This is a genomic window from Pseudomonas sp. Z1-29 (assembly GCF_051131995.1).
GTDB lineage: Bacteria > Pseudomonadota > Gammaproteobacteria > Pseudomonadales > Pseudomonadaceae > Aquipseudomonas.
In genome coordinates, this window is the sequence record NZ_CP071645.1 from 4,879,914 (window position 1) to 4,901,686 (window position 21,773).

The 21,773-nt window shown below is 61.7% G+C and carries 16 protein-coding genes; 11 read left to right on the top strand and 5 right to left on the bottom strand.

All coding sequences use genetic code 11. The features are described from left to right. The first annotated feature begins 5 nt into the window (after positions 1-5). The 8 genes from J3P84_RS22235 to J3P84_RS22270 all read left to right on the top strand — a co-directional run bounded on the left by J3P84_RS22235 (position 6) and on the right by J3P84_RS22270 (position 10,967). Positions 6-1,490: an alginate export family protein gene (locus tag J3P84_RS22235; RefSeq protein ID WP_434631468.1), complete on the top strand. Its 1,485-nt coding sequence runs from the start codon at positions 6-8 to the stop codon at positions 1,488-1,490. A 26-nt stretch (positions 1,491-1,516) separates the two neighbouring features. Then, positions 1,517-3,109, top strand: a complete 1,593-nt coding sequence (gene algG, locus J3P84_RS22240; protein WP_434602881.1) for a mannuronan 5-epimerase AlgG — start codon at positions 1,517-1,519, stop codon at positions 3,107-3,109. A 12-nt stretch (positions 3,110-3,121) separates the two neighbouring features. Further along, positions 3,122-4,573, top strand: a complete 1,452-nt coding sequence (locus J3P84_RS22245; RefSeq protein WP_434631471.1) for an alginate O-acetyltransferase — start codon at positions 3,122-3,124, stop codon at positions 4,571-4,573. Positions 4,574-4,596: 23 nt separating this feature from the next. Next, entirely contained in the window at positions 4,597-5,721 is a 1,125-nt protein-coding gene (locus tag J3P84_RS22250; protein WP_434631474.1) for a mannuronate-specific alginate lyase, read from the top strand. Between the two features lie 211 nt (positions 5,722-5,932). Further along, entirely contained in the window at positions 5,933-7,498 is a 1,566-nt protein-coding gene (locus tag J3P84_RS22255; RefSeq protein WP_434625921.1) for an MBOAT family O-acyltransferase, read from the top strand. 11 nt (positions 7,499-7,509) lie between these two features. Beyond that, positions 7,510-8,685 (top strand): alginate O-acetyltransferase, encoded by a 1,176-nt coding sequence (locus J3P84_RS22260; RefSeq protein ID WP_305496611.1) that lies wholly within the window; start codon positions 7,510-7,512, stop codon positions 8,683-8,685. A gap of 14 nt (positions 8,686-8,699) precedes the next feature. Then, positions 8,700-9,365 (top strand): alginate O-acetyltransferase AlgF, encoded by a 666-nt coding sequence (locus J3P84_RS22265; protein ID WP_434625923.1) that lies wholly within the window; start codon positions 8,700-8,702, stop codon positions 9,363-9,365. A gap of 150 nt (positions 9,366-9,515) precedes the next feature. Beyond that, positions 9,516-10,967, top strand: coding sequence for a mannose-1-phosphate guanylyltransferase/mannose-6-phosphate isomerase (locus J3P84_RS22270; protein WP_434569722.1), 1,452 nt, complete (start codon positions 9,516-9,518; stop codon positions 10,965-10,967). Between the two features lie 142 nt (positions 10,968-11,109). On the opposite strand, the gene J3P84_RS22275 is transcribed toward J3P84_RS22270, so the two are convergent. Beyond that, on the bottom strand, positions 11,110-13,881 hold the full coding sequence (locus J3P84_RS22275; protein WP_434631477.1) for an RHS repeat domain-containing protein: 2,772 nt from the start codon (positions 13,879-13,881) through the stop codon (positions 11,110-11,112). Positions 13,882-14,051: 170 nt separating this feature from the next. Here J3P84_RS22275 and J3P84_RS22280 point away from each other — a divergent pair, with 170 nt between their 5' ends. Both J3P84_RS22280 and J3P84_RS22285 read left to right on the top strand, forming a co-directional pair. Beyond that, complete coding sequence (locus tag J3P84_RS22280) at positions 14,052-14,516, top strand: multidrug transporter (RefSeq protein ID WP_434625925.1); 465 nt, start codon at positions 14,052-14,054, stop codon at positions 14,514-14,516. 32 nt (positions 14,517-14,548) lie between these two features. After that, positions 14,549-15,373, top strand: a complete 825-nt coding sequence (locus J3P84_RS22285; RefSeq protein WP_434625927.1) for an SDR family oxidoreductase — start codon at positions 14,549-14,551, stop codon at positions 15,371-15,373. Between the two features lie 285 nt (positions 15,374-15,658). On the opposite strand, the gene J3P84_RS22290 is transcribed toward J3P84_RS22285, so the two are convergent. The 4 genes from J3P84_RS22290 to J3P84_RS22305 are packed head-to-tail and all read right to left on the bottom strand — an operon-like array spanning position 15,659 to position 20,486. Further along, on the bottom strand, positions 15,659-16,522 hold the full coding sequence (locus tag J3P84_RS22290; protein ID WP_434602878.1) for an efflux RND transporter periplasmic adaptor subunit: 864 nt from the start codon (positions 16,520-16,522) through the stop codon (positions 15,659-15,661). A gap of 10 nt (positions 16,523-16,532) precedes the next feature. Further along, positions 16,533-16,733, bottom strand: coding sequence for a DUF1656 domain-containing protein (locus tag J3P84_RS22295; protein WP_434569726.1), 201 nt, complete (start codon positions 16,731-16,733; stop codon positions 16,533-16,535). Next, positions 16,723-18,903: an FUSC family protein gene (locus J3P84_RS22300; RefSeq protein ID WP_434625930.1), complete on the bottom strand. Its 2,181-nt coding sequence runs from the start codon at positions 18,901-18,903 to the stop codon at positions 16,723-16,725. Before J3P84_RS22300 ends, J3P84_RS22295 begins: the two co-directional genes overlap by 11 nt. Before the next feature lie 11 nt (positions 18,904-18,914). Then, positions 18,915-20,486, bottom strand: a complete 1,572-nt coding sequence (locus tag J3P84_RS22305) for an efflux transporter outer membrane subunit (RefSeq protein WP_434625932.1) — start codon at positions 20,484-20,486, stop codon at positions 18,915-18,917. A 310-nt stretch (positions 20,487-20,796) separates the two neighbouring features. Here J3P84_RS22305 and J3P84_RS22310 point away from each other — a divergent pair, with 310 nt between their 5' ends. Beyond that, the gene (locus J3P84_RS22310; RefSeq protein WP_434569728.1) at positions 20,797-21,765 is read left to right on the top strand and encodes a LysR family transcriptional regulator; all 969 of its coding nucleotides are present in this window, start codon (positions 20,797-20,799) and stop codon (positions 21,763-21,765) included. Positions 21,766-21,773 lie beyond the last annotated feature (8 nt).

Here is a 21,773-nt window from a genome sequence, read left to right on the forward strand (position 1 = left end):
AGCTTTTGAAGCTCAATCCTTTTGTACAGGCTGGTATTGGCCTGTCGTTTGCCCTGCTGTGGTCCTGCCCGACCCTGGCGGCCCTGACCGATAGCAAGAATTTCGGCCTGGAAGTGAAGATCACCGGCCAGTCCGAAGATGACCGCGACCTCGGCACCCAGCGTGGTGGCGACGTCAACGGCATCGGCCTCGACCTGCGCCCTTGGGTCTACGGCGAAAGCGGTGCGTGGAGTGCCTATGCCATGGCCCAGGCCGTGACGTCCACCGACATCATCGAGACCGACACCCTGCAACAGTCGGACGACGCGACCCAGCAAACCGACAGCGGCGACCGCGAGGCCAAGAAAAGCTACCTGGCCATGCGCGAATTCTGGATTGGCTACCGGGGCCTGACCCCTTATCCGGGCGAGCAGTTGAAGTTCGGCCGCCAACGCCTGCGCAATGACGACGGGCAATGGCGCGACACCAACATCGAAGCCCTGAACTGGACCTTCGACACCACGCTGCTGCGCGCCAACCTGGGCGTCGCCGAGCGGTTCAGCGAATACCGCACCGACCTCAAGGAGCTGTCGCCCCAGGACAAGGACCGTATGCATGTCTACGGTGATGTCGGCTATCAGTGGATGCCAGGCCAATGGGCCGGGATCCGTGCCCACCACAGCCATGACAGCGGCAGCCTCGACTATCCGGTCCCGGGCCAGGCCACCGACACCCTGGACAAGACCCAGAACGGTGATCTGACCTGGCTCGGCCTGGAAGCCAACAGCGACGCCTACAACTGGCGCAACACCAATACCGTCAACTATTGGGCAAGCGTCACCGGCATGACCGGCGACCGCGACACCGTCAACCCGCTGAACGCCGACGGCACCCGCCCCGCGCAGCTCAAGCGCAGCGACGACGTCGACGGCTGGGCCACCGACCTGGGTATCCGCCTGCGCCTCGACCCGCAATGGCAAGTCGGTGCGGCCTATGCCCGCGCCAGCGAGGACTACGAACAGAACGGCCTGCAAAGCAACCGCTCGAACTTCACCGGCACCCGCTCGCGCGTGCATCGTTTCGGCGAAGCGTTCCGTGGCGAGATGGCCAACACCCAGAGCGCCAGCCTGTTCGGTTCCTGGCAGTTGCGTGACGAATACGACGCCAGCCTGGTGTACCACAAGTTCTGGCGCGTGGACGGCAACAAGGCAGTGGGCAGCAACGGCATCAACGCCGTGGAAAACAACACCGATGACGTGACCGGCGCGATCCTGTCCACCTCGTCCCTGCCGCTGCGCGACGGCGACAAGGACCTGGGCCAGGAAGTCGACCTGGTCGTCACCAAGTACTTCAAGCAAGGCCTGCTGCCGGCTGCGCTGAGTCAATCGATTGATGAGCCGTCGGCGCTGGTGCGCTTTCGTGGCGGCGTGTTCAAGCCAGGCGACGCCTACGGCAAAGAGGTCGATTCGTACATGCATCGCGCCTTTGTCGACGTGATCTGGCGCTTCTGATGCGAACGGCCATGGGAGTGCCCGATATGAACCACTACCTCAGGAACAGCCAGGCGATGAAAGGTTCGATCAGCCTGTTGGCCGCAGCCATGCTGCTGGCCGGCTCGTCGGCGTTCGCCAACGTTGAACCGGTGGTCAAGCCGGGCAACGTGGTCAAGGAACTGCAGCAAGCCAAGACCTACACCGTCAGCAGCGCGCCAACCGCACCGCTGGAACTGGCCGCACCGACCCTGCCCGACCTCTCCGGCTACACCGCCGAAGCGGTCGCGGCGAAGATCGTGCGCAGCAAGCCCGGCAAGGTCAGCGTGCGGCGGATGATGCAGGAAAACGCCTTGAAGGACTTCATCGGCGGCGACAACAAGATGGCCGAGTGGGTGGTGCGCCAGCACGGCATCCCGCAGGCCATCTTCATCGACGACGGCTACATGAACCTCAAGGATCTGGTCAAGAAGGTGCCCAAGCAGTACCTCAAGGAAACTTCGCCAGGCGTCTTCCTGGCGCGGATTCCGATTGTCGTGGGCGAAAAAGGCATCCTGGAGATCGACAAGCAGACCCAGGAACTGCGCCTGTCCCAAGAGGGAGGCTCGTTCCTGGTCAACGATGGCCGGATGTTCATCCGCGACACCAAGGTCACCGGCTGGCGTGAAAAGGACAACGGCCCCGCGACGTTCCGTTCGGCCAACGAGTTCCGGCCGTTCCTGCTGTCCTGGGGCGGCACCGAGACCTACATCGTCAACACCAAGATGGCCAGCTTCGGCTACGCCAACAGTAAGTCGTACGGCGTCAGTATTTCCCAGTACACGCCGAACATGGCCAAGGTCCTCAAGCGCAAGGAACCGACCGGCTGGATCATCGGTTCCGAGTTCTCGGACATGTGGTACGGCTTCTACTGCTACGAAACCAACGACTTCGTGGTCAAGAGCAACACCTACAAAGACAACATCGTCTACGGCATCGACCCCCACGACCGTTCCCATCGGCTGATCATTGCCGACAACACCGTCTACGGGACCAAGAAAAAGCACGGGATCATTATTTCCCGTGAGGTCAACGACAGCTTCATTTTCAACAACCGCAGCTACGACAACAAACTCTCGGGCCTGGTGATCGACCGTAACAGCGTGAACAACGTGATCGCCTACAACGAGATCTACAAGAACCACACCGACGGCATCACGCTTTATGAGAGTGGTGACAACCTGTTGTGGGGCAACAAGGTGATCAGCAACCAGCGCCACGGCATTCGGATTCGTAACAGCGTGAACATCCGCTTGTACGAAAACCTGTCCATGGCCAACGGCCTGACCGGGCTCTACGGCCACATCAAGGACCTCTCCGACACTGACCGGGACATCAAGCTCGACCCGTTCGACGCCCAGGTCTCCTTGATCGTGGTCGGCGGCGAACTGGCCGGCAATGGCAGCGGCCCGTTGTCCATCGACTCGCCATTGAGTGTCGAGCTGTACCGCGTGTCCATGCTCGCGCCGACCAAATCCAGCGGCATCAGCTTCACGGGGATTCTTGGCGAACGCCAGGACGAAATCCTCGACCTGCTGGTGCGCCAGCAAAAAGCCGTGCTGATCGACCCTGTCGAACGCCAGACCGAAATGCGGGACTGAGGAATGACCTTTATGAACCCACAGATGATCAAACTTCTGGGCCTGTCCGCCCTGACTGCCGGCATTCTCGCCGCCGCAAGCGGCGCGCGTGCCGATGAAGTCAAAGCACCGACCTTTACCGCCGAACCCTGCTGCAACCTGTGCCCGGCTGCCCATGACGCGAAGAACTACACCACGCGCTACCAGCAGAACTTCACCACGCTGGTGCAGGCCCAGGGCGACTGGCTGTTCCGTACTCAGGAAGACCTGCGTACCGAGTTCAATACCACGCCGGCCGGTTACAAGCGCATGCAACAACTGCACGACGCCTTCAAGAAAAAAGGCGTCGAGCTGGTAATCGTCTACCAGCCGACCCGTGGCTTGGTGAACCGCAACAAGCTCAACCCGCAGGAGAAGGCTTCCTTCGACTACGAAAAGGCCCTGGCCAATTACAAAACCATGCTCGGCCGTTTCGCGCAGATGGGTTACGTGGTGCCGGACCTGTCGCCACTGACCAACGAAAACCTGCCCGAAACCCTGCCGGCCCACGACTTCTACTTCCGTGGCGACCAGCACTGGACCCCGTACGGCGCCCAGCGCACGGCGAAGATCGTGGCCGAGAAGGTCAAGCAGATCCCGGCCTTCGCTGACATTCCCAAGCAGGAATTCGAGACCAAGAAGTCTGGCCGCATGGGCAAGACCGGCACCCTGCACAACATGGCCGGGCAACTCTGCGGCACCAGCTACGCGATTCAGTACATGGACCAGTTCACCACCGAGCCCAAGGGCGAGGCTGGCGACGGCGACCTGTTCGGTGATTCCGGCAATCCGCAGATCACCCTCGTGGGCACCAGCCACAGCGGCAAGAACTACAACTTCGCCGGTTTCCTGCAAGAAGCCATCGGCGCCGACATCCTCAACGTGGCCTTCCCGGGCGGCGGTTTCGAGGGCGCGATGATCCAGTACCTGGGCAGCGAAGAGTTCCAGAAGAATCCGCCGAAGATTCTCATCTGGGAATTCTCGCCGCTGTATCGCCTGGACCAGGAAACCATCTATCGCCAGATGATGGCGCTGCTCGACAACAACGGTTGCGAAGGCAAGCCGGCGCTGATGAGCAGCAAGGCCAAGCTCAAGCCGGGCAAGAACGAATTGATGGTCAACAGCAAGAATATGGACCTGCGTAACGGCAGTCACCAGATCGACATCCGCTTCACCGACACCTCGGTGAAAACCTTGCAAGCCACCCTCTGGTACATGAATGGGCGCCACGAGGACATCAAGATCGAAAAACCGAACACCTCCGAAACCGACGGACGTTTCGCCTTCCAACTGCGCACCGACGAAGACTGGGCCTCGCAGAACCTCCTGGCTCTAGAGGTCCAGGGTCCTGAAGCCGGTAAAGAGCCACTGCAAGTGGAAGCGAAAGTCTGCAAACGCAATGCATCTCCGCAAGCCGAGCAACAAACGGCTCAAATCGGACAATGAGGTCTCGTCTCATGACCAGAACCATGCGCACCCGAACGTTGAAAACGCTGTTGGCGCCATCGCTGCTGACCCTGGCGATATTCGCCGGGGCCACGCAGGCCGCGGCTCCACTGCGCCCGCCGCAGGGCTACTTCGCACCGATTGAAAAGGTCAAGGAAGGCTCCGGCGGCCAGGGCTGCGAAGCCGTGCCGACGCCTTACACCGGCTCGCTGCAGTTTCGCAGCAAGTACGAGGGCTCCGACAAGGCTCGCGCAACGCTGAACGTGCAGTCGGAAAAAGCCTTCCGCGACAGCACTGCCGACATCACCAAGATCGAGCGCGGCATCAGCAAGCAGGTCATGCAGTTCATGCGCGACGGTCGCCCCGAGCAACTGGAATGCACCCTGAACTGGCTGACCGCCTGGGCCAAGGCCGATGCGTTGATGTCCAAGGATTTCAACCACACCGGCAAGTCCATGCGCAAATGGGCGCTGGGCAGCATGGCTTCGGCCTATGTGCGCCTGAAGTTCTCCGAGTCGCGCCCGCTGGCGAACCACCAGGAACAGGCGCAACTGATCGAGAGCTGGTTCAGCAAGATGGCCGACCAGGTCGTCAGCGACTGGGACAACCTGCCGCTGGACAAGACCAACAACCACTCGTACTGGGCCGCCTGGTCAGTGATGGCGACCGCCGTGGCGACCAACCGTCGTGACCTGTTCGACTGGGCCGTCAAGGAATACAAGGTCGGCGTCAACCAGGTAGACGCCGAAGGCTTCTTGCCCAACGAGCTCAAGCGCAAGCAACGCGCCCTGTCCTATCACAACTATGCCCTGCCGCCGCTGGCGATGATCGCCAGTTTTGCCCAGGTCAACGGCGTGGACCTGCGCCAGGAAAACAATGGCGCCCTCAAGCGACTGGGCGACCGGGTCCTGGCCGGGGTGGAAGACCCGGACATCTTCGAAGAGAAGAACGGCGACGAGCAGGACATGAAGGATCTGAAGATCGATTCGAAATTCGCCTGGCTCGAACCGTTCTGCAGCCTCTACACCTGCTCCGAGGACGTGCTGGAACGCAAGCATGAAATGCAACCGTTCAAGACCTTCCGCCTCGGCGGCGACCTGACCCGCGTGTATGACCCTTCGCGGGAGAAAGGCGAGAAAGGTAGTTAAGACAACACATTTCCTGTGGCGAGGGAGCTTGCTCCCGCTGGGGTGCGTAGCGCCCCCAAGCCTGACGATGCGACTGCTTCGCAGCCGAGCGGGAGCAAGCTCCCTCGCCACAGGTAAGCAAGTGTTCGAAATGTAATAGCCCCCCGGTTTTCATGGGGGGGTTTGGGGGGGCTCTGGCCCTTGACTGTTGATTCAACATGGAGAGATCGGGATGGTATTTTCATCCAATGTGTTCCTGTTCCTGTTCCTGCCGATCTTTCTCGGCTTGTACTACCTGAGCGGGCAACGCTATCGCAACCTGCTGCTGCTGATCGCCAGCTACGTGTTCTATGCCTGGTGGCGGGTGGACTTCCTCGCCCTGTTCGCCGGCGTCACCCTGTGGAACTACTGGATCGGCCTGAAAGTCGGTGCCGCCGGCGTGCGCACCAAGCCGGCCCAGCGTTGGCTGCTGCTCGGCGTGGGCGTGGACCTGGCCATCCTGGGCTATTTCAAGTACGCCAATTTCGGTGTCGACAGCCTCAACGCGATCATCACCGGCTTCGGGCTGAACCCGTTCATCCTGACCCACGTACTGTTGCCGATCGGTATCTCGTTCTACATCTTCGAGTCCATCAGCTACATCATCGACGTGTATCGCGGTGACACACCGGCCACTCGCAACCTGATCGACTTCGCGGCATTCGTGGCGATCTTCCCGCACCTGATCGCCGGCCCCGTGCTGCGTTTCCGTGACCTGGCCGACCAGTTCAACAACCGCACCCACACGCTGGACAAGTTCTCCGAAGGCTGCACGCGCTTCATGCAGGGCTTCATCAAGAAAGTGTTCATCGCCGATACCCTGGCGGTGGTGGCCGACCATTGCTTCGCCTTGGAGAACCCGACCACGGGCGATGCCTGGCTCGGCGCCCTGGCGTACACCGCGCAGCTGTACTTCGACTTCTCCGGCTACAGCGACATGGCCATCGGCCTGGGCCTGATGATGGGTTTCCGTTTCATGGAAAACTTCAAGCAGCCCTACATCAGCCAGTCGATCACCGAGTTCTGGCGGCGCTGGCACATCAGCCTGTCGACCTGGCTGCGCGACTACCTCTACATCACCCTGGGCGGTAACCGCAAAGGCACGCTGATGACCTATCGCAACCTGTTCCTGACCATGCTGCTCGGTGGTCTGTGGCACGGTGCGAACATCACCTACGTGATCTGGGGTGCCTGGCACGGCATGTGGCTGGCCATCGAAAAAGCGGTGGGCATCGACACCAACCCACGCAGCATCAACCCGATCCGCTGGGCATTGACCTTCCTGCTGGTGGTGATGGGCTGGGTGATCTTCCGTGCCGAAAACCTGCACGTCGCCGGTCGCATGTACAGCGCGATGTTCAGCTTTGGTGACTGGTCGCTGTCGGAACTGACCCGCGCCAACCTCACCGGCCTGCAGATCGCTACGTTGGCGGTGGCCTACATCACCCTCGCCTTCTTCGGCCTGCGCGACTTCTACACCAATCGTCCGCCGGTCAAGGCCAAGCCTGAAGAGAGCACCGAAGCCAATGGGCCTGCCACTGCGCAACCGGGACTGATCAAAGCCGTACCGGGTGACAACCCGTCGACCATCCATGAACCAGGCTACACCGTCGGCGTCGAAGCCCAGGTGCAACCGGCCTACTGGACCGTGGACTGGTCGCGCTACGTGATGCGCACCCTGGTATTGGTGTTGTTCATCGCCTCGATTCTCAAACTGTCGGCGCAAAGCTTCTCGCCGTTCCTTTACTTCCAGTTCTGAGGGATCCGGACATGACCCGCTCATTACGCATCTTCTACGTCGCACTGTTCATGCTGATACTGACAGCGCTGGGTATCTGGTCGATGCGCAGCTTCCTCGGCTTCAGCACCAACCCCGATGCGACCGTGCTCAACGGTCGCTGGGCCAAGGCTGTGGAAACGCATTACGACGAAGAATTCCCGATCAAACGCCTGGGCACCAACATCTGGGCGGCGCTGGACTACAAGCTGTTCAACGAGGGCCGCAAAGGCGTGGTCCTGGGCCGCGATCAGTGGCTGTTCAGCGACGAGGAATTCAACCCGATCGTCAACGAAGACCAGAACCTGCAAGGCAACTACGCGCTGATCGAAGGCGTGCGCCAGAAGCTCAAGGAGCAAGGCATTACCCTGGTCATGGCCATCGTGCCGGCCAAGGCGCGGCTGTATCCGGAGCACCTGGGTGAAGTGAAGCCTTCGAGCATTCACGCCAACCTGTACCAGGATTTCCACGCCCGTGTCGCGGCGGACAAGATCCTTGCCCCTGACTTGCTCGCCCCGCTGCAACAGGCCAAGCAAAGCGGTCAGCAAGTGTTCCTGCGCACCGACACCCACTGGACTCCGGAAGGCGCGCAAATCGCTGCGGAACATCTGGCCAAAGCGATTGCCGAACGCACACCACTGAATGGTGAGCCACAGCGTTTCGTCACAGAGCCTGCGGAAAAAATCATCCACAAGGGCGACCTGCGTCAGTTCCTGCCGCTGGACCCGCTGTTCGAAAACCTGATGCCAGCCCAGGAACCGCTGGTCAAGCGCAACACCCGCGAAGCCGACGACCAGCCGGCCAGCGAAGACGCACTGTTCGCCGATGCCCAGGTGCCCGTGGCTCTGATCGGTACCAGCTACAGCGCCAACCCGAACTGGAACTTCGTCGGTGCACTCAAGCAAGCCCTGCACAGCGACGTCGTCAACTACGCCGAAGACGGCCATGGCCCGATTCTGCCGATGCTCAGCTACCTCAAGAGCGACGCCTTCAAGAACAGCCCGCCACAAGTGCTGATCTGGGAGTTTCCTGAACGTTATCTGCCCGTGAACAACGAGATCGGCGACGCCGATCCGCAATGGGTCGCCGAGCTCAAACAAGCCGGCGCCCGCCAACAGAACGTAGCTGCAAACACACAATCCGAGACGCCCGACCGGGCGCAAAACTGAAAGAGAGGTCCACCATGACTTTCAACACTACTCCTCGCCGTCTCGCTGCTCGCTCCTTCAAGGCCGTTGCCCTGGTCGCCAGCATGAGTGCCCTGTCCTTCTCAGCCTTTGCCGGTGACTCGGCCCTGTACGGCCCGGTCGCGCCAAAAGGTTCGAGCTTCGTGCGGATCTACAACGCCAGCAACGCCGAAGTCAGCGCCACCGTCGGCAGCACCAATATCAGCGACGTGGCCCCACTGGCCAGCAGCGACTTCAGCTTCATGCCTGGCGGCGACTACAGCGCCAAGGTGGGCAGCCAGACCGTACCGGTTAAACTGGCCTCCGATCACTATTACACCCTGGTCAACAACGCCAGCGGCCAGCCACAACTGATCGAAGAGCCACCGTTCAAGAACAAGCAGAAATCCCTGGTCCGCATGCAGAACCTCAGCGACAAGCCGCTGACCCTCAAGACCGCTGATGGCAAGACCGAAGTGGTTCCGAACGTAGCGGCCAAGGGCCGTGGCGAACGTGAAATCAACCCGGTGAAAGTGAGCCTGGCACTGTACGAAGGCGACAAGAAAGTCGGCGACGTCAAGCCTGTTGCCCTGGAGCGTGGCGAAGCGGCCGTGCTGTACGTAACCGGCTCCGGCAGCAGCCTGTCGCCAGTCTGGGTGAAACGCCCGGTGTCGACCCGCTGATGAGTTTTCCTGACTGACGCCCTGCCTGTGGGGGCCAACCTGCTCCCACTTTGAACCGAGGCGTCATTCAGGCACGGAACAACAACAAGAGAGTGAAACGACAGAACGCAGTAGCTCTGAAACCATTTCGATTTTGTAGGAGTAACACACATGATTCCGGTGATCTTGTCAGGTGGTAGCGGCTCACGTCTTTGGCCGCTTTCGCGCAAGCAATTCCCTAAACAGTTCCTGGCCTTGACCGGCGAACATACCCTGTTCCAGCAGACCCTCGAGCGCCTGGTGTTCGAAGGCATGGACACGCCGATCGTGGTCTGCAACAAGGACCACCGCTTCATCGTCAACGAGCAGCTGTCGGCCCGCAACCTGGAAGCCCAGCGCATCCTGATGGAACCGTTCGGTCGCAACACGGCACCTGCCGTGGCCCTGACTGCGATGATGCTGGTCAATGAAGGCCGCGACGAACTGATGCTGGTGCTGCCGGCCGACCACGTCGTCGAGGACCAGAAGGCCCTGCAACGCGCCCTGGCGCTGGCCACCGTGGCCGCCGAGCGTGGCGAAATGGTGCTGTTCGGCGTACCGGCGACCAAGCCGGAAACCGGTTATGGCTACATCAAGTCGACCAACGATGCCCTGCTGCCTGAAGGCGTCAGCCGCGTTTCGCACTTCGTCGAAAAACCCGACGTCAAGCGCGCCACTGAGTTCGTCGATGCCGGCGGTTACTTCTGGAACAGCGGCATGTTCCTCTTCCGCGCCAGCCGCTTCCTCGAAGAGCTGAAAAAGCACGATCCGGACATCTACGACACCTGCCTGCTGACTCTGGAGCGCAGCGAGCAGACCGCCGACACCATCACTTTTGACGAAGCCACTTTCGCCTGCTGCCCGGACAACTCCATCGACTACGCCGTGATGGAAAAAACCCAACGCGCCTGCGTAGTGCCGCTGTCGGCCGGCTGGAGCGATGTCGGCTGCTGGTCGTCGCTGTGGGAAGTCAATCCGAAGGACGCCAACGGCAACGTCACCAAGGGCGACGTCGTGGTGCAGGACAGCCGCAACTGCATGATCCACGGCAACGGCAAGCTGGTGTCGGTGATCGGCCTGGACAACATCGTCGTGGTCGAAACCAAGGACGCCATGATGATCGCCCACAAGGACAAGGTCCAAGGCGTGAAGCAGATGGTCAACACCCTCAATGCCCAGGGCCGCACCGAAACCCAGAACCACTGCGAAGTCTATCGTCCATGGGGTTCCTACGACTCGGTGGACATGGGCGGTCGTTTCCAGGTCAAGCACATCTCGGTCAAGCCGGGCGCGTGCCTGTCGCTGCAGATGCACCACCACCGCGCCGAACACTGGATCGTGGTCAGCGGCACCGCCGAAGTGACCTGCGACGAGAATGTGTTCCTGCTCTGCGAAAACCAGTCGACCTACATCCCGATCGCGTCGGTCCACCGCCTGCGCAACCCGGGCAAGATCCCGCTGGAAATCATCGAAGTGCAGTCCGGTAGCTACCTGGGCGAAGACGACATCGAGCGCTTCGAAGACATCTACGGTCGCTCCACCCCGATCGAACGCGGCGTGTCGGTGAAGACCATCGCGCAGTAACAATCAGCCGTACAAGAAGCCCCCATCCAGCCCACTGCGTCCCCTATCCGCAGCGGGTTGGGCGGGGGCTTTTTTTGTTTATCCGAAGCCCGCGACGAACTTCGTTTTTATGGGATGGAGCTCGCTCCAGCTAATCGGAGCGTCATGTGTGAAACGGGATCCATTCGTTAGTCCCTTTTTTCCTATAGGCCACTATATGCGCCGCCGGAATTGGCGTGATGAATGTGAGCTCTACCGTCATGGGCGGTATCATCGCAACAAAGTCAGCCTGATCAAGCGAGTCACCACTCATTAAAAGACGAGCGCTCAATTTTCCTTTCGGTTTGAATTCGAACGGCTGCTCGAGCCCCAATGTTTTTTCATTGACATTTCGCTCTTTCAGTCCAGGGATCTCCATGCGGTACAAATAATTTCTGGTGTCACCGTACCCCCCCGAATCCTCGTCCATCCCCGTGGATAGAAAACCAGGGACGGGACTTCTTACATGTTCATTGGCAATGGTGTTAAAGCCTTTATTGACCAATGCGCTCCGAAACTCCCTCTTAATTTCCGGACCTCTGTTATCCCTAGGATAAAAGCCACCGGCTTTGTGAATCTGCTCGGGAGAACGATCGTCGCCCCTCATGGCCAATATTCCGCCAGATTGGGTAACGGTTAATACGTGCGAGCCAACCAACATCGTCGTCTGTTCGCCTTGGGTTGGGGGTAATTCACTCCGCGCGCTATCGACTCCAGATGTCGTTGCAGAACTTACATCGTCAGTTGTCGGCGTATCAGCGATTAGCTCCAGCCGTCGAAAGGCTTGGGCGGTTGAGATTATCGAGAATGCTTTGTCCTTACCGCCTACGGTTTGAGGAGTCACTTGAATGTCGGGTGCGCTCCCGCCAGGCTCAAAAAGATTCTTCATTCTACTAACCGCACCCACACCCTTCCTTCCAAGCATAAGTCCAGCATTATCAATCCAAGTCATCGGATTGTTCTTGACCATCCGATACACATTCAAACCGTCCACCGCCCCCGCCGGATCCGGATTCACCCAACGCTGCAACCACGGGACGTAATAACGAAAGCCATAGTAATAAAGCCCCGTCGCATCCCGTTCCTTGCCCGAATAGCGGACCGTCTTGTAGTCCACCTCGATGACATCATCCCCAGCCAGATAGGCCGTCTCACCAAAGGGATAGAAATGCTCCCGGCTGATCGTCCGCCCGTCCTGGGCCAGTTCCAGGCCGACCGAGCCCAAGTGATCCGCAATACTGTATCGAAAGCAGTCATTCTCGCCGGTCGGCGGTGCGCTTTCCCAATGCAGCACCCGAACATCACCGAGCCCACCCTGGACGATGATCACCTGTAGCGCCTCGCCCGTGCCGCTGTCGGCACGCAATTCCAACCCCGGCAAATAACGCACCTCGGCGGCCACTGTGCGGGCGCCGGTTTGCAAGGTGCGCAGCTTGCGCACCCGTTGCCCGCCGCCGTCATAGATATAGGCCTCGCTATCGTTGAGCCCCGAGGCACGTTCGATGGGCGTCACCGAACTCAATTGGTTGCGCAAGTCCCACGCCAGGAACCGTCCCGCGTCCAATTCCAGGCAATTACCCCGCGCATCGAACGCGGCGGCGATTTCCTCTTCCGTGGGTGCCTCGCCGTTGCGGTAAGGCAGGCAGCGATTGCTGTAGCGAGCCGCTTTGATTTCCCGACCATGGCTTTGGGCACCGACGTGGGTCAGTTCCAATAAATTACCGGCCTCGTCGTAGCGGTAGGTCTGCCGGTAATTGCTCACCGCCGCTGGGTCGTTGCGCCCCACAGAGTCGGGCCCCTGGTTGGCGCCGCCCGCCTCCCACCCCGTGGCTTCGATCAGTTGGTAGAGACTGTCGTAGGCAAAGCGGCTGACCGGCTCGATGCGCTGGTTGGCGAAGTAGCGGATCGGCTGTTTTTTGTCTTCGATGCTCAATACGTTGCCCATGGGGTCGTAGGCATAAAGCAAATGTTGCAGAACATCGCCCGCGCGCACGGCTTGGCGCTCGATCAGTCGCCCGTCTTCGGGGCTGTAGGTGAGCGTGGTCTGAACGCCGTTGCCGGCCGTTTCCTGTTCGATCTGCCCTTGGGCGTCGTAGCGAATGTCGCTCACCAGCGACTGCCACTCGCCCTGCCCCGCCAACTGCAATTGGCTGCCAGACATCCGGCCATCGGGCGTCAGGCTTTGGCAATGTCGGTTTTCCCTGGCATCGACCTGCTCCAGCACGTCACCCAGCGGGCCAACGCGCCACGTCGAAACGGCGCCGTCGCCAGGTTCAAGCAAGTGCTCGCGATCCCCTTCCGACTCCGGCCAGTCAGCTGGCGCGGCATCGAGAATGAAACGGCGATCCTGGACAAGGTTCTGCCCCGCCAAGGCAAACGACGCCAGCACCAGCGTCCCCGCCGGGTCGTCGTGACGGATCAATTGCCCATGCTGGTTGTGGTCTTGATCGCGCTGGCCGGGGTATCCGTAGGTCATGCGCTCGGTGCAGCGACGCGGCTGGCTGGTGCCTTGCTCGAACACGGCCACGGGACGCAGGGAGTCATCGTAGAGGGTTTCCTGCTGCGTCCCTCGGCCATCCCAACCGAGCAAACCTTCGCCAGCGAGGCCCGGCAGACCGGTCTGTATGCCCGCGTCGACGCCGTCCGTATGCAGCGTGGCGCCGGACAGCGAATAGATCGCAGAGAGATTGGCCGGTGCCGGTTCGCCGGATTCAAACAGGGCCCACAAGCGCGGATCCCACTGTTTAATCGCGCGCCCGGCCACGTCAAAGAGACTGCGCTTGATACGCCGCTGCGCAAGGCTGCCCTCAAGGCTGCGGCAATAGCCGACCGAGCGAACCGCCAGGCCACGCGGATCGGAAGCAGTCAGCGTTGGTGTTCGATAATCCACACCCATCATCCAGTGTCCCGTCGTAGCGCCAGGGTGGTCGCTGACCATCAAACCTCGACTCCACAACGTTGCCTACTGTCAGATGTGACGGTGACGACCGGCGGCCAAAAGGCAGGTGAATACCCATTTCCCGCCCCCTTCGGTAGGATGTCGCCAAGGTCACGGAGGCTTCAACCATGCTCATCGGCGTTTTGCTGGTCATCACCTGGCTCATCCTGCTGTTGCGCTACCCGGCCAAGGCCTTGCCGGTGTCCCTGGCGGCGTTCGTCGGGCTGGGACTGGTGGCGGCGTGGGTGCTCTGGCAGGAAAACCGCGAAACCCGGCAACTGGCGCGCCTGGATGTGCGCATTGCCTATGCACCTGAACGCTGTCCCGCTGACCGTCCGCTGTCGTTGGGCCTGACAAATGGCAATGACGTGCCGTTGACCGAGCTGCAGTGGCGAATAGCGGCCTACGCGCCTGGCGACACCATTAACCTGGCCGAAAACATCTACAGTTCACCGCGCTACCGCGGCCCCGGCGAATTGCAACCCGGCGCCGATTGGCAGGACTGTCTGCCGTTGCCGCCGTTGCGTCCCGGCTATCGCCCGCAAACCCTGGAGTTTCGCGCCGAGCGGTTGCAGGGAAGTTTCTCTAATTGATTTCAAATCCGCCGTTACACAAGGAAAGCGCCATGCCCGTTGCGTTGATCACCGGTTGTTCCAGCGGCATCGGCCGCGCCCTCGCCGACGCCTTCAAGACCGCCGGTTACCAGGTCTGGGCAAGCGCGCGCAAGGATGACGACGTGGCGCAGTTGCGCGCCGCCGGGTTCACCGCCGTGCAGCTGGATGTCAACGACGCTCAGGCACTTGAACAGTTGGGCGAGCGGATCAACCAGGAACATGGCGGCCTCGATGTGCTGGTCAACAACGCCGGTTATGGCGCCATGGGTCCGTTGCTGGATGGCGGCGTGCCGGCCATGCAGCGTCAGTTCGAAACCAACGTGTTCGCCATCGTCGGCGTGACCCGCGCGCTCTTTCCCGTGCTGCGCCGGGCGAAGGGGATGGTGGTGAATATCGGCAGTGTTTCCGGTGTGCTGGTCACGCCATTTGCCGGGGCGTACTGCGCCTCCAAGGCTGCCGTGCATGCCTTGAGTGATGCGCTGCGCATGGAACTGGCGCCATTCGGGATCCGCGTGATGGAGGTCCAGCCCGGTGCCATTGCCTCCAGCTTCGCGAAAAATGCCGGCCATGAAGCCGAGCAGTTGATCAGCGAACAATCGCCCTGGTGGCCCCTGCGTGACGGTATCCGCGCCCGCGCCAAGGCCTCCCAGGACAACCCCACCCCCACCAGCGAATTCGCCGCCGCGCTGCTCAAAGCCGTGCAACAACCCAAACCACCGCGCTTGTTGCGTCTGGGCAATGGCAGCCGGGCGTTGCCGTTGATGGCCGGTCTGTTGCCCAAGGGGTTGCTGGAGAAAGGCTTGATGAAGCGGTTCGGGTTGGGTCGGTCATTGTAACTATCAAGGCTTGCAAGCTTTGCTGTTGTGGCGAGGGAGCTTGCTCCCGCTCGGCTGCGCAGCAGTCGCAATCCGGCTGATGCGGTTTACCTGACGCACCGCAGTGGCTGGTTTGGGGCGGCTTCGCCGCCCAGCGGGAGCAAGCTCCCTCGCCACGGGTGAACGAAAATCCAAGAGCAAATGGTAAAAAAGTGGGAGCGAGCCTGCTCGCGAATACGGTCTCACATTCAACATTGATGTTGGCTGAAACACCGCTATCGCGAGCAGGCTCGCTCCCACAGGGGCTCAGCGCTTGTCGTGGGGTTCTACCACCACCGTGCACGTCATCCCCGCCGCCAGCAGCACGCCATCCGGTACTTCATCCAGATGTATACGCACCGGCACCCGCTGGGCCAGGCGCACCCAGTTGAAGGTCGGGTTCACGTCGGCAATCAGTTCCCGGCTCTCGGGGTTGTCGCGGTCGTAGATGCCCCGGGAGATACTTTCCACGTGCCCCTTGAGCAGTTCGCCACTCATCAACTGCAACTGCGCGGCATCGCCGACCCGCACCTTGGGCAACTTGGTTTCCTCGAAGAAGCCATAGACCCAGAACGAATTCATGTCCACCACGGCCATCTTCGCCTCGCCGATGCGTGCATAGTCACCACGGTGCACATTGAGGTTGGTGACGTAGCCGTCCACCGCCGCACGGACCTCGGTGCGAGCCAGGTTCAGCTCGGCCGCCTCCAGCTGCGCCTGGGCGTGCTGGTAATCAGCCAGGGCCGAGTCGGCGATATTGCTGGCGTCGTCACGGTTTTCCCGGGAAATCACCAGGCTGTCCAGGTCGGCGCGCCGATGAGCGTTGACCTTGCGCATCTCCCAAGTGGCCTTGCGGGACGCCACCAGGGAACGCGCCTGCTTGAGCGCAATGCGGTAATGCTCGGGGTCGATGCGCATCAGCAAGTCGCCCTTCTTGACCAACTGGTTATCACGCACCGGCACCTCGATCACTTCGCCGCTGACGTCGGCGGCGACGTTGATGATGTCGGCCCGGACCCGGCCATCGCGGGTCCATGGGGTGTTCATGTAATGCACCCACAACGTCCGGCCGATCCACAGCGCAAGCGCCAGCACCAACAGCGTCGCCAGCAGGCTGAAAAATTTCTTCATCGCATCGATCTCAACGGTAGACCGTCAGCGCCAGCGCGCCGAACAGGCAAGTGAACAGGCTCAGGCGCAGCAGCGCCGGATGCCAGAAAAAACGGTACAGATCCAGCCCCGAGAGGAAACGATCCAACGCCCAGGCGAGGCCGGCGGCGATGAAAAACATCAGGGTCATGGTCGGCATGTATACGCCGTGGAAGGCGATCTCACGGAGCATGTTCAGGTTCCTGGGGCAGCGACGCGGCATAAGCCGCCAAGGGTGATTGCGGGTCCAGCAGAGAGGTGCGGATGAAGTGCAGGTAGCTCTTTACCCGGCGCAGGGCGGAGGTGTCGAAATGCGGGGCGAAAGGTTCGTCGGTGGACTGGACCCGGCTGATGGCCTGGTCCACCGCGACCAGGGCGCGCTCCAGATTTTTCTGGCCAGGCTGGCGGAACAGCCGCACCAGCGCCCGCCCCATCACCCGGATCGCCTGGCGCCATGGCTGGCTTTCGGCATAGGCCGGATGCACCGGCAGCGTCGCCTGTTCCTTGCGCAACTGGATGATCGCGTGGCCGACTTCCAGCACCACGAACATCCAGCGCAGCAAGTCCCGTTGCACCCGGGGCTGTCCCGCCGCCAGCCCGTAGGCCTGGTGCAGCAGATCGCGGGTACGGCTCTCGAATCCCGACGCGAGGCCCTTGAGCTTGCCACTGATGGCGAACACCACTTGTTCGCGCAAGTCCTGTTCCAGCCGGCGCCACATCCAGCGGCTGTTGGGCGGCAGGATGATCGCCCCGGCAGCCGCACACACCAGCATGCCGAGGATCATCGCGAGGTAGTCGTTGATGAAGGCGTAGGGGTTGTAGACCGTCAGGTTGTCCGGCACCGAGCCGGTGCTGAAAAAAATCAGCAGGCCCAGCCCGACCCCGGCGTATTGCGCACGTGAGCTGAGAAACGCGCCCAGCATGATCACGGGCGCCAACATCACGCAGAGCAAGGGGAAGCCGTCGATCAACGGGAAGATGAAGAACATCTCGACAAACCCGATCAACGCCCCGAACAACGTGCCGCAGGCCATCTGGAACGCCATGCGCTTGGGGTTCGGCGTGGCGGCCGACAAGCCCACGGTGGCGGCGGCGATCATCGTCATGGTCGCACCGCTCGGCCAGGCCGTGGCGACCCAATAGCTGCCCAGCACCACCAGGATGAAGGCGGCACGAAAACCGGCAGCCGCGGCGGCCAGGCCATTGGTCTGCGACACGAAGGGTTCGTCCCAGCGCTCACGTTCGTGGCGGTGATCGGCCAGCGACGCGTGGGTCTGGGCGTAGCCATGCAGGTCTTCGACGAAGCGATACAGCAATTCGTATGCAGTATGGAAATCCAGCTGCTGCGCCTCACTGGGATCCGTCTCTTGAAATTGTCCCCGCAGTTGGCGCACCCGGGCTGGCAAGTCGGCCTTGTAGGCCGCCAGCGCCGCCGCCAGACGCGTCGCATCGGCGTCGGTCAAGGCCCGCGCGCTGAAGCCGTCGAGCAATTCGGCGAGGGTTTGCAAGCCGGGTTTGATCGCGTCCACCACCGCATCGGCCGCGCCATTGCGCAAGCGTTCAAGCAACTGATGCAAGGCGTTGAAGCGCGTGGTAACGCCCATGAATTCGCTGTTCAGGCGACTCAGTCGGCCGTTGCGCCGGCGCATGTGCGGGTCTTCGAACACGGTCACGCTGCGCAGGCTTTCCAGGCCCACCGCCTCGGCGATGAAAGCGACGTTGCGTGCCTCGAATGCCTCGGGCTGGCTGCGTCCGCGCAAGCCATCGGTGACGAACAGGGCGAACACGCCGAAGCGCTGGTAGAGCGCGTTGCGCATGGCCGCGCTCGCGGTTTGCGGCAGGATTGCAGCGCTGATCGCGGTGGCGCAGAGAATCCCCAGGGCAATCTCCAGCACCCGCCACACCGCCGCCATGAAAGCCCCTTCCGGATGGGCCAGGGCCGGCAGGCCGATCATCGCCGCGGTGTACCCGGCCAACACAAAACCGTAGGCGCGAAAGTTGCGATAACGCGCTGCTCCGGCCGAACAGATGCCGACCCAGATCGCCAGGCAGCCGAGAAACAACTCGGTGTTCTGGGCGAACAGGGCGATCAGCGCCACCATCACCGTCGAGCCGGCCAAGGTACCGAGCAGGCGATAAAAACTCTTGGCGAAGACCTGGCCACTCTGCGGCTGCATGACGATGAACACGGTGATCATCGCCGTACGCGGTTGCGGCAACTCCAGGCGCATCGCCAGCCACAGGGTCAGGAACGCGGCGAGCAATACCTTGAAGATGTAGACCCAGGTCACCCCATCGCTGCGGGCCCAGTCGAAAAAGCCACGGCGCCATTCGAGGCGATGAAGCCGAAGTAAATACGTCACGGAAGGCCTGCTTAGCATCGTGGCGAGGGAGCTTGCTCCCGCTCGGGTGCGCAGCACCCATCTGAAGAACCTGGGGCTGCTTCGCAGCCCAGCGGGAGCAAGCTCCCTCGCCACAGGGGAGCGCTTGCCACAGGCATGTCGCTGCCGGCCTCCAGCCCGCCGCCCAATGCGGTGACCAAGTCGGCATGGGCGCTCAGCCGCGCTGCCTCTACCTGCTGTTGCACCTGTTGTTGCTTGAACAGCAGGCTCTGGGCGTTGAGCACGTTGAGGTAGTCGGTGAGCCCACGCTGGAACGCCACCAGCGCGATGTCGTAAGTGCGCTGGGCGGCGGCCACCGATTCGGCGGCGAAAACCTGTTGCTTGTCCATCGACTCACGGCGAATCAACCGGTCGGAAATGCTCTTGAGGGCATTCACCAGCGTCTGGTTGTAGCGCGCCACGGCGATGTCATAACCCGCCGCAGCCTCGCCCAACTCGCCACGCAGGCGTCCGCCATCGAAAATCGGCAGCGAAATCGCCGGGCCGACGTTGTAGGTGAGCTTCTTGCCTGTCAGGAACTCCAGCGCCCCACCGCCAGTAGCCATGTAACCCAGGCTACCGACCAAGTCGACGTTGGGGTAAAAACCCGCGCGCGCCACCTCGACTCCACGGGCCTGGGCCGCCACCTGCCAGCGCGCGGCAACCACATCCGGGCGCTGGCCGAGCAGTTCGGCGGGCAACGCCGATGGCAGTTTCAACGGAGCCCCCAGCGCCAGGCTCGGCCGTTGCAGGCGCGCGCCGTCGCCCGGGCCCTTGCCGGCCAGCGCCGCCAATTGATTGCGGCTCAGGGCAATGGCTTCGTCGAGGGCATCGAGCTGACGATGGGTTTCCGGCAATGGCGCCTGGGCCTGGCTGACTTCGAAATGGGTGCCGATGCCACCGTCCAGACGCTTTTGCGCCAGTTCGAGGATCTGCTCTTGCTGATGGAGGGTCGCGGCGATGATGTCGTGCTGGGCGTAATGCAGCGAAAACTGGATGTAGGCGCGCACGATATTGTCCTGCAATTCCAGCTGCGCCTGCCGCGCCTCGGCGACGCTGACATGGGCCAGGTCGACGGCCCGCTCGCTGGCGCTGCGCTCGCGGCCCCACAGGTCCAACGCATAGCTCAGGCCCAGGGCGGCGTTGTTGTCCCAAGTGGTGGTGTTGGCCAGTTCGCCGGGGCCATAAAACTGATCGGTGGGCCAGTTGTGGCGCTTGAGGGCCGACTCGCCATTGATCTGCAGCGACTCGGCGGCCTCGGCGACACCCGCCATGGCCTTGGCCTGGCGCACCCGGGCGACGGCCATGGCCAGGCTCGGGCTGTCTCGCACGGCCAGGTCAATCCAGCCGTCCAGTTGCGGGTCACCATAGGCTTTCCACCACTGGCGGGTCGGCCAGTGAGCATCGCGGGCGGCCTCGCGTATCGCCGCATCGGTCGCCAACTGGTTGGCCAACAAGAGCTCGCCTTGCGGCGCGATCCCTCCCGTCCCGATACAACCGCTGAGGGTCAGCGTCAAAACCCAAACACTGAGAGTCTTCAGCTCTCTGCTGATGCAACGCGGCACGGGCGCAATATTCCTGAGGTGGAGAGGCAAGAAGAGATGATGAGAATTTCGCCCTGACACACCTGTGGGAGCGAGCCTGCTCGCGAAAGCGGCCGGGCAGACACACCGAGGACAATTGGAGTGCCTGTTTCGCGAGCGGGCTCGCTCCCACAGGATCCAGGACTGGCGGCAATTCTAGGCATCACCCCCAACGGCGATAAGCCGACCTTTCTGCGAATCTTTGTTACCGTTATCGTGATAATCCATTAGTCGGGGTCCCGCATCTCTGTAACTTCATGTCACAATTTGGCACCTCCCAAGAGAGCCCTCCATGGACACTTTGCAAAACATGCGTGCGTTCAGCTGTGTTGCCGAAGCCGGCAGCTTCACCGCCGCCGCCGCGCAACTCGACACCACCACGGCCAACGTCTCGCGTGCGGTTTCCAACCTGGAAGCGCATCTGCAAACCCGTCTGCTCAACCGCACCACTCGCCGCATCGCCCTGACCGAAGCCGGCAAACGCTACCTGCTGCGGTGCGAGCAGATCCTGGCGTATGTCGAAGAGGCGGAAGCCGAGGCCAGCGATGCCCATGCGCGCCCGGCCGGACAATTGAAAGTCCACACCATGACCGGCATCGGCCAGCATTTCGTCATCGATGCCATCGCCCGTTATCGCAAGACGCACCCGGACGTGACCTTCGACCTGACCCTGGCCAACCGGGTGCCGGACATCCTCGACGAGGGCTACGACGTCTCGATCGTACTCGCCAGCGAGTTGCCGGACTCCGGCTTCGTGTCCCAGCGCCTGGGAATCACTTACAGCATCGTCTGCGCGTCGCCCGCCTACGTGAAGGCCAGCGGCTGCCCGCAGAAACCCAGCGACCTGCTGAACCACGCCTGCCTGCGCCTGGTCAGCCCGGTCATTCCGCTGGAGAAATGGGTGTTCGACGGCCCGGAAGGCCAGGAGATGGTCACCATCAACAGCTCACCGTTCCTGGTGAATTCCGCCGATGCGATGAAGACCGCGATCACCAGCGGCATGGGCGTGGGCGTGCTGCCGGTGTACGCCGCCATCGAAGGCTTGCGCAACGGCACGCTGGTGCGGGTCATGCCCAACTACCGCTCGCAGGAACTGAACCTTTACGCCATCTACCCTTCGCGCCAGTACCTGGATGCGAAGATCAAGACGTGGGTCGAATACCTGCGAGGCTCGTTGCCGGAAATCCTTGCGGCGCACCAGGCCGAACTGACGGCCTATGAATTGAGTGGAAGCCTGACGGGAGCACGGGTCGCGAACTGAATCCGCGA

Bases quoted from the DNA above. Each gene is read 5' to 3' on its own strand.
- algG (WP_434602881.1), top strand. From the start codon at position 1,517: ATGAACCACTACCTCAGGAACAGCCAGGCGATGAAAGGTTCGATCAGC.
- J3P84_RS22245 (WP_434631471.1), top strand. From the start codon at position 3,122: ATGAACCCACAGATGATCAAACTTCTGGGCCTGTCCGCCCTGACTGCC.
- J3P84_RS22250 (WP_434631474.1), top strand. From the start codon at position 4,597: ATGCGCACCCGAACGTTGAAAACGCTGTTGGCGCCATCGCTGCTGACC.
- J3P84_RS22255 (WP_434625921.1), top strand. From the start codon at position 5,933: ATGGTATTTTCATCCAATGTGTTCCTGTTCCTGTTCCTGCCGATCTTT.
- J3P84_RS22260 (WP_305496611.1), top strand. From the start codon at position 7,510: ATGACCCGCTCATTACGCATCTTCTACGTCGCACTGTTCATGCTGATA.
- J3P84_RS22265 (WP_434625923.1), top strand. From the start codon at position 8,700: ATGACTTTCAACACTACTCCTCGCCGTCTCGCTGCTCGCTCCTTCAAG.
- J3P84_RS22270 (WP_434569722.1), top strand. From the start codon at position 9,516: ATGATTCCGGTGATCTTGTCAGGTGGTAGCGGCTCACGTCTTTGGCCG.
- J3P84_RS22275 (WP_434631477.1), bottom strand. From the start codon at position 13,881: ATGGGTGTGGATTATCGAACACCAACGCTGACTGCTTCCGATCCGCGT.
- J3P84_RS22280 (WP_434625925.1), top strand. From the start codon at position 14,052: ATGCTCATCGGCGTTTTGCTGGTCATCACCTGGCTCATCCTGCTGTTG.
- J3P84_RS22285 (WP_434625927.1), top strand. From the start codon at position 14,549: ATGCCCGTTGCGTTGATCACCGGTTGTTCCAGCGGCATCGGCCGCGCC.
- J3P84_RS22290 (WP_434602878.1), bottom strand. From the start codon at position 16,522: ATGAAGAAATTTTTCAGCCTGCTGGCGACGCTGTTGGTGCTGGCGCTT.
- J3P84_RS22295 (WP_434569726.1), bottom strand. From the start codon at position 16,733: ATGCTCCGTGAGATCGCCTTCCACGGCGTATACATGCCGACCATGACC.
- J3P84_RS22310 (WP_434569728.1), top strand. From the start codon at position 20,797: ATGGACACTTTGCAAAACATGCGTGCGTTCAGCTGTGTTGCCGAAGCC.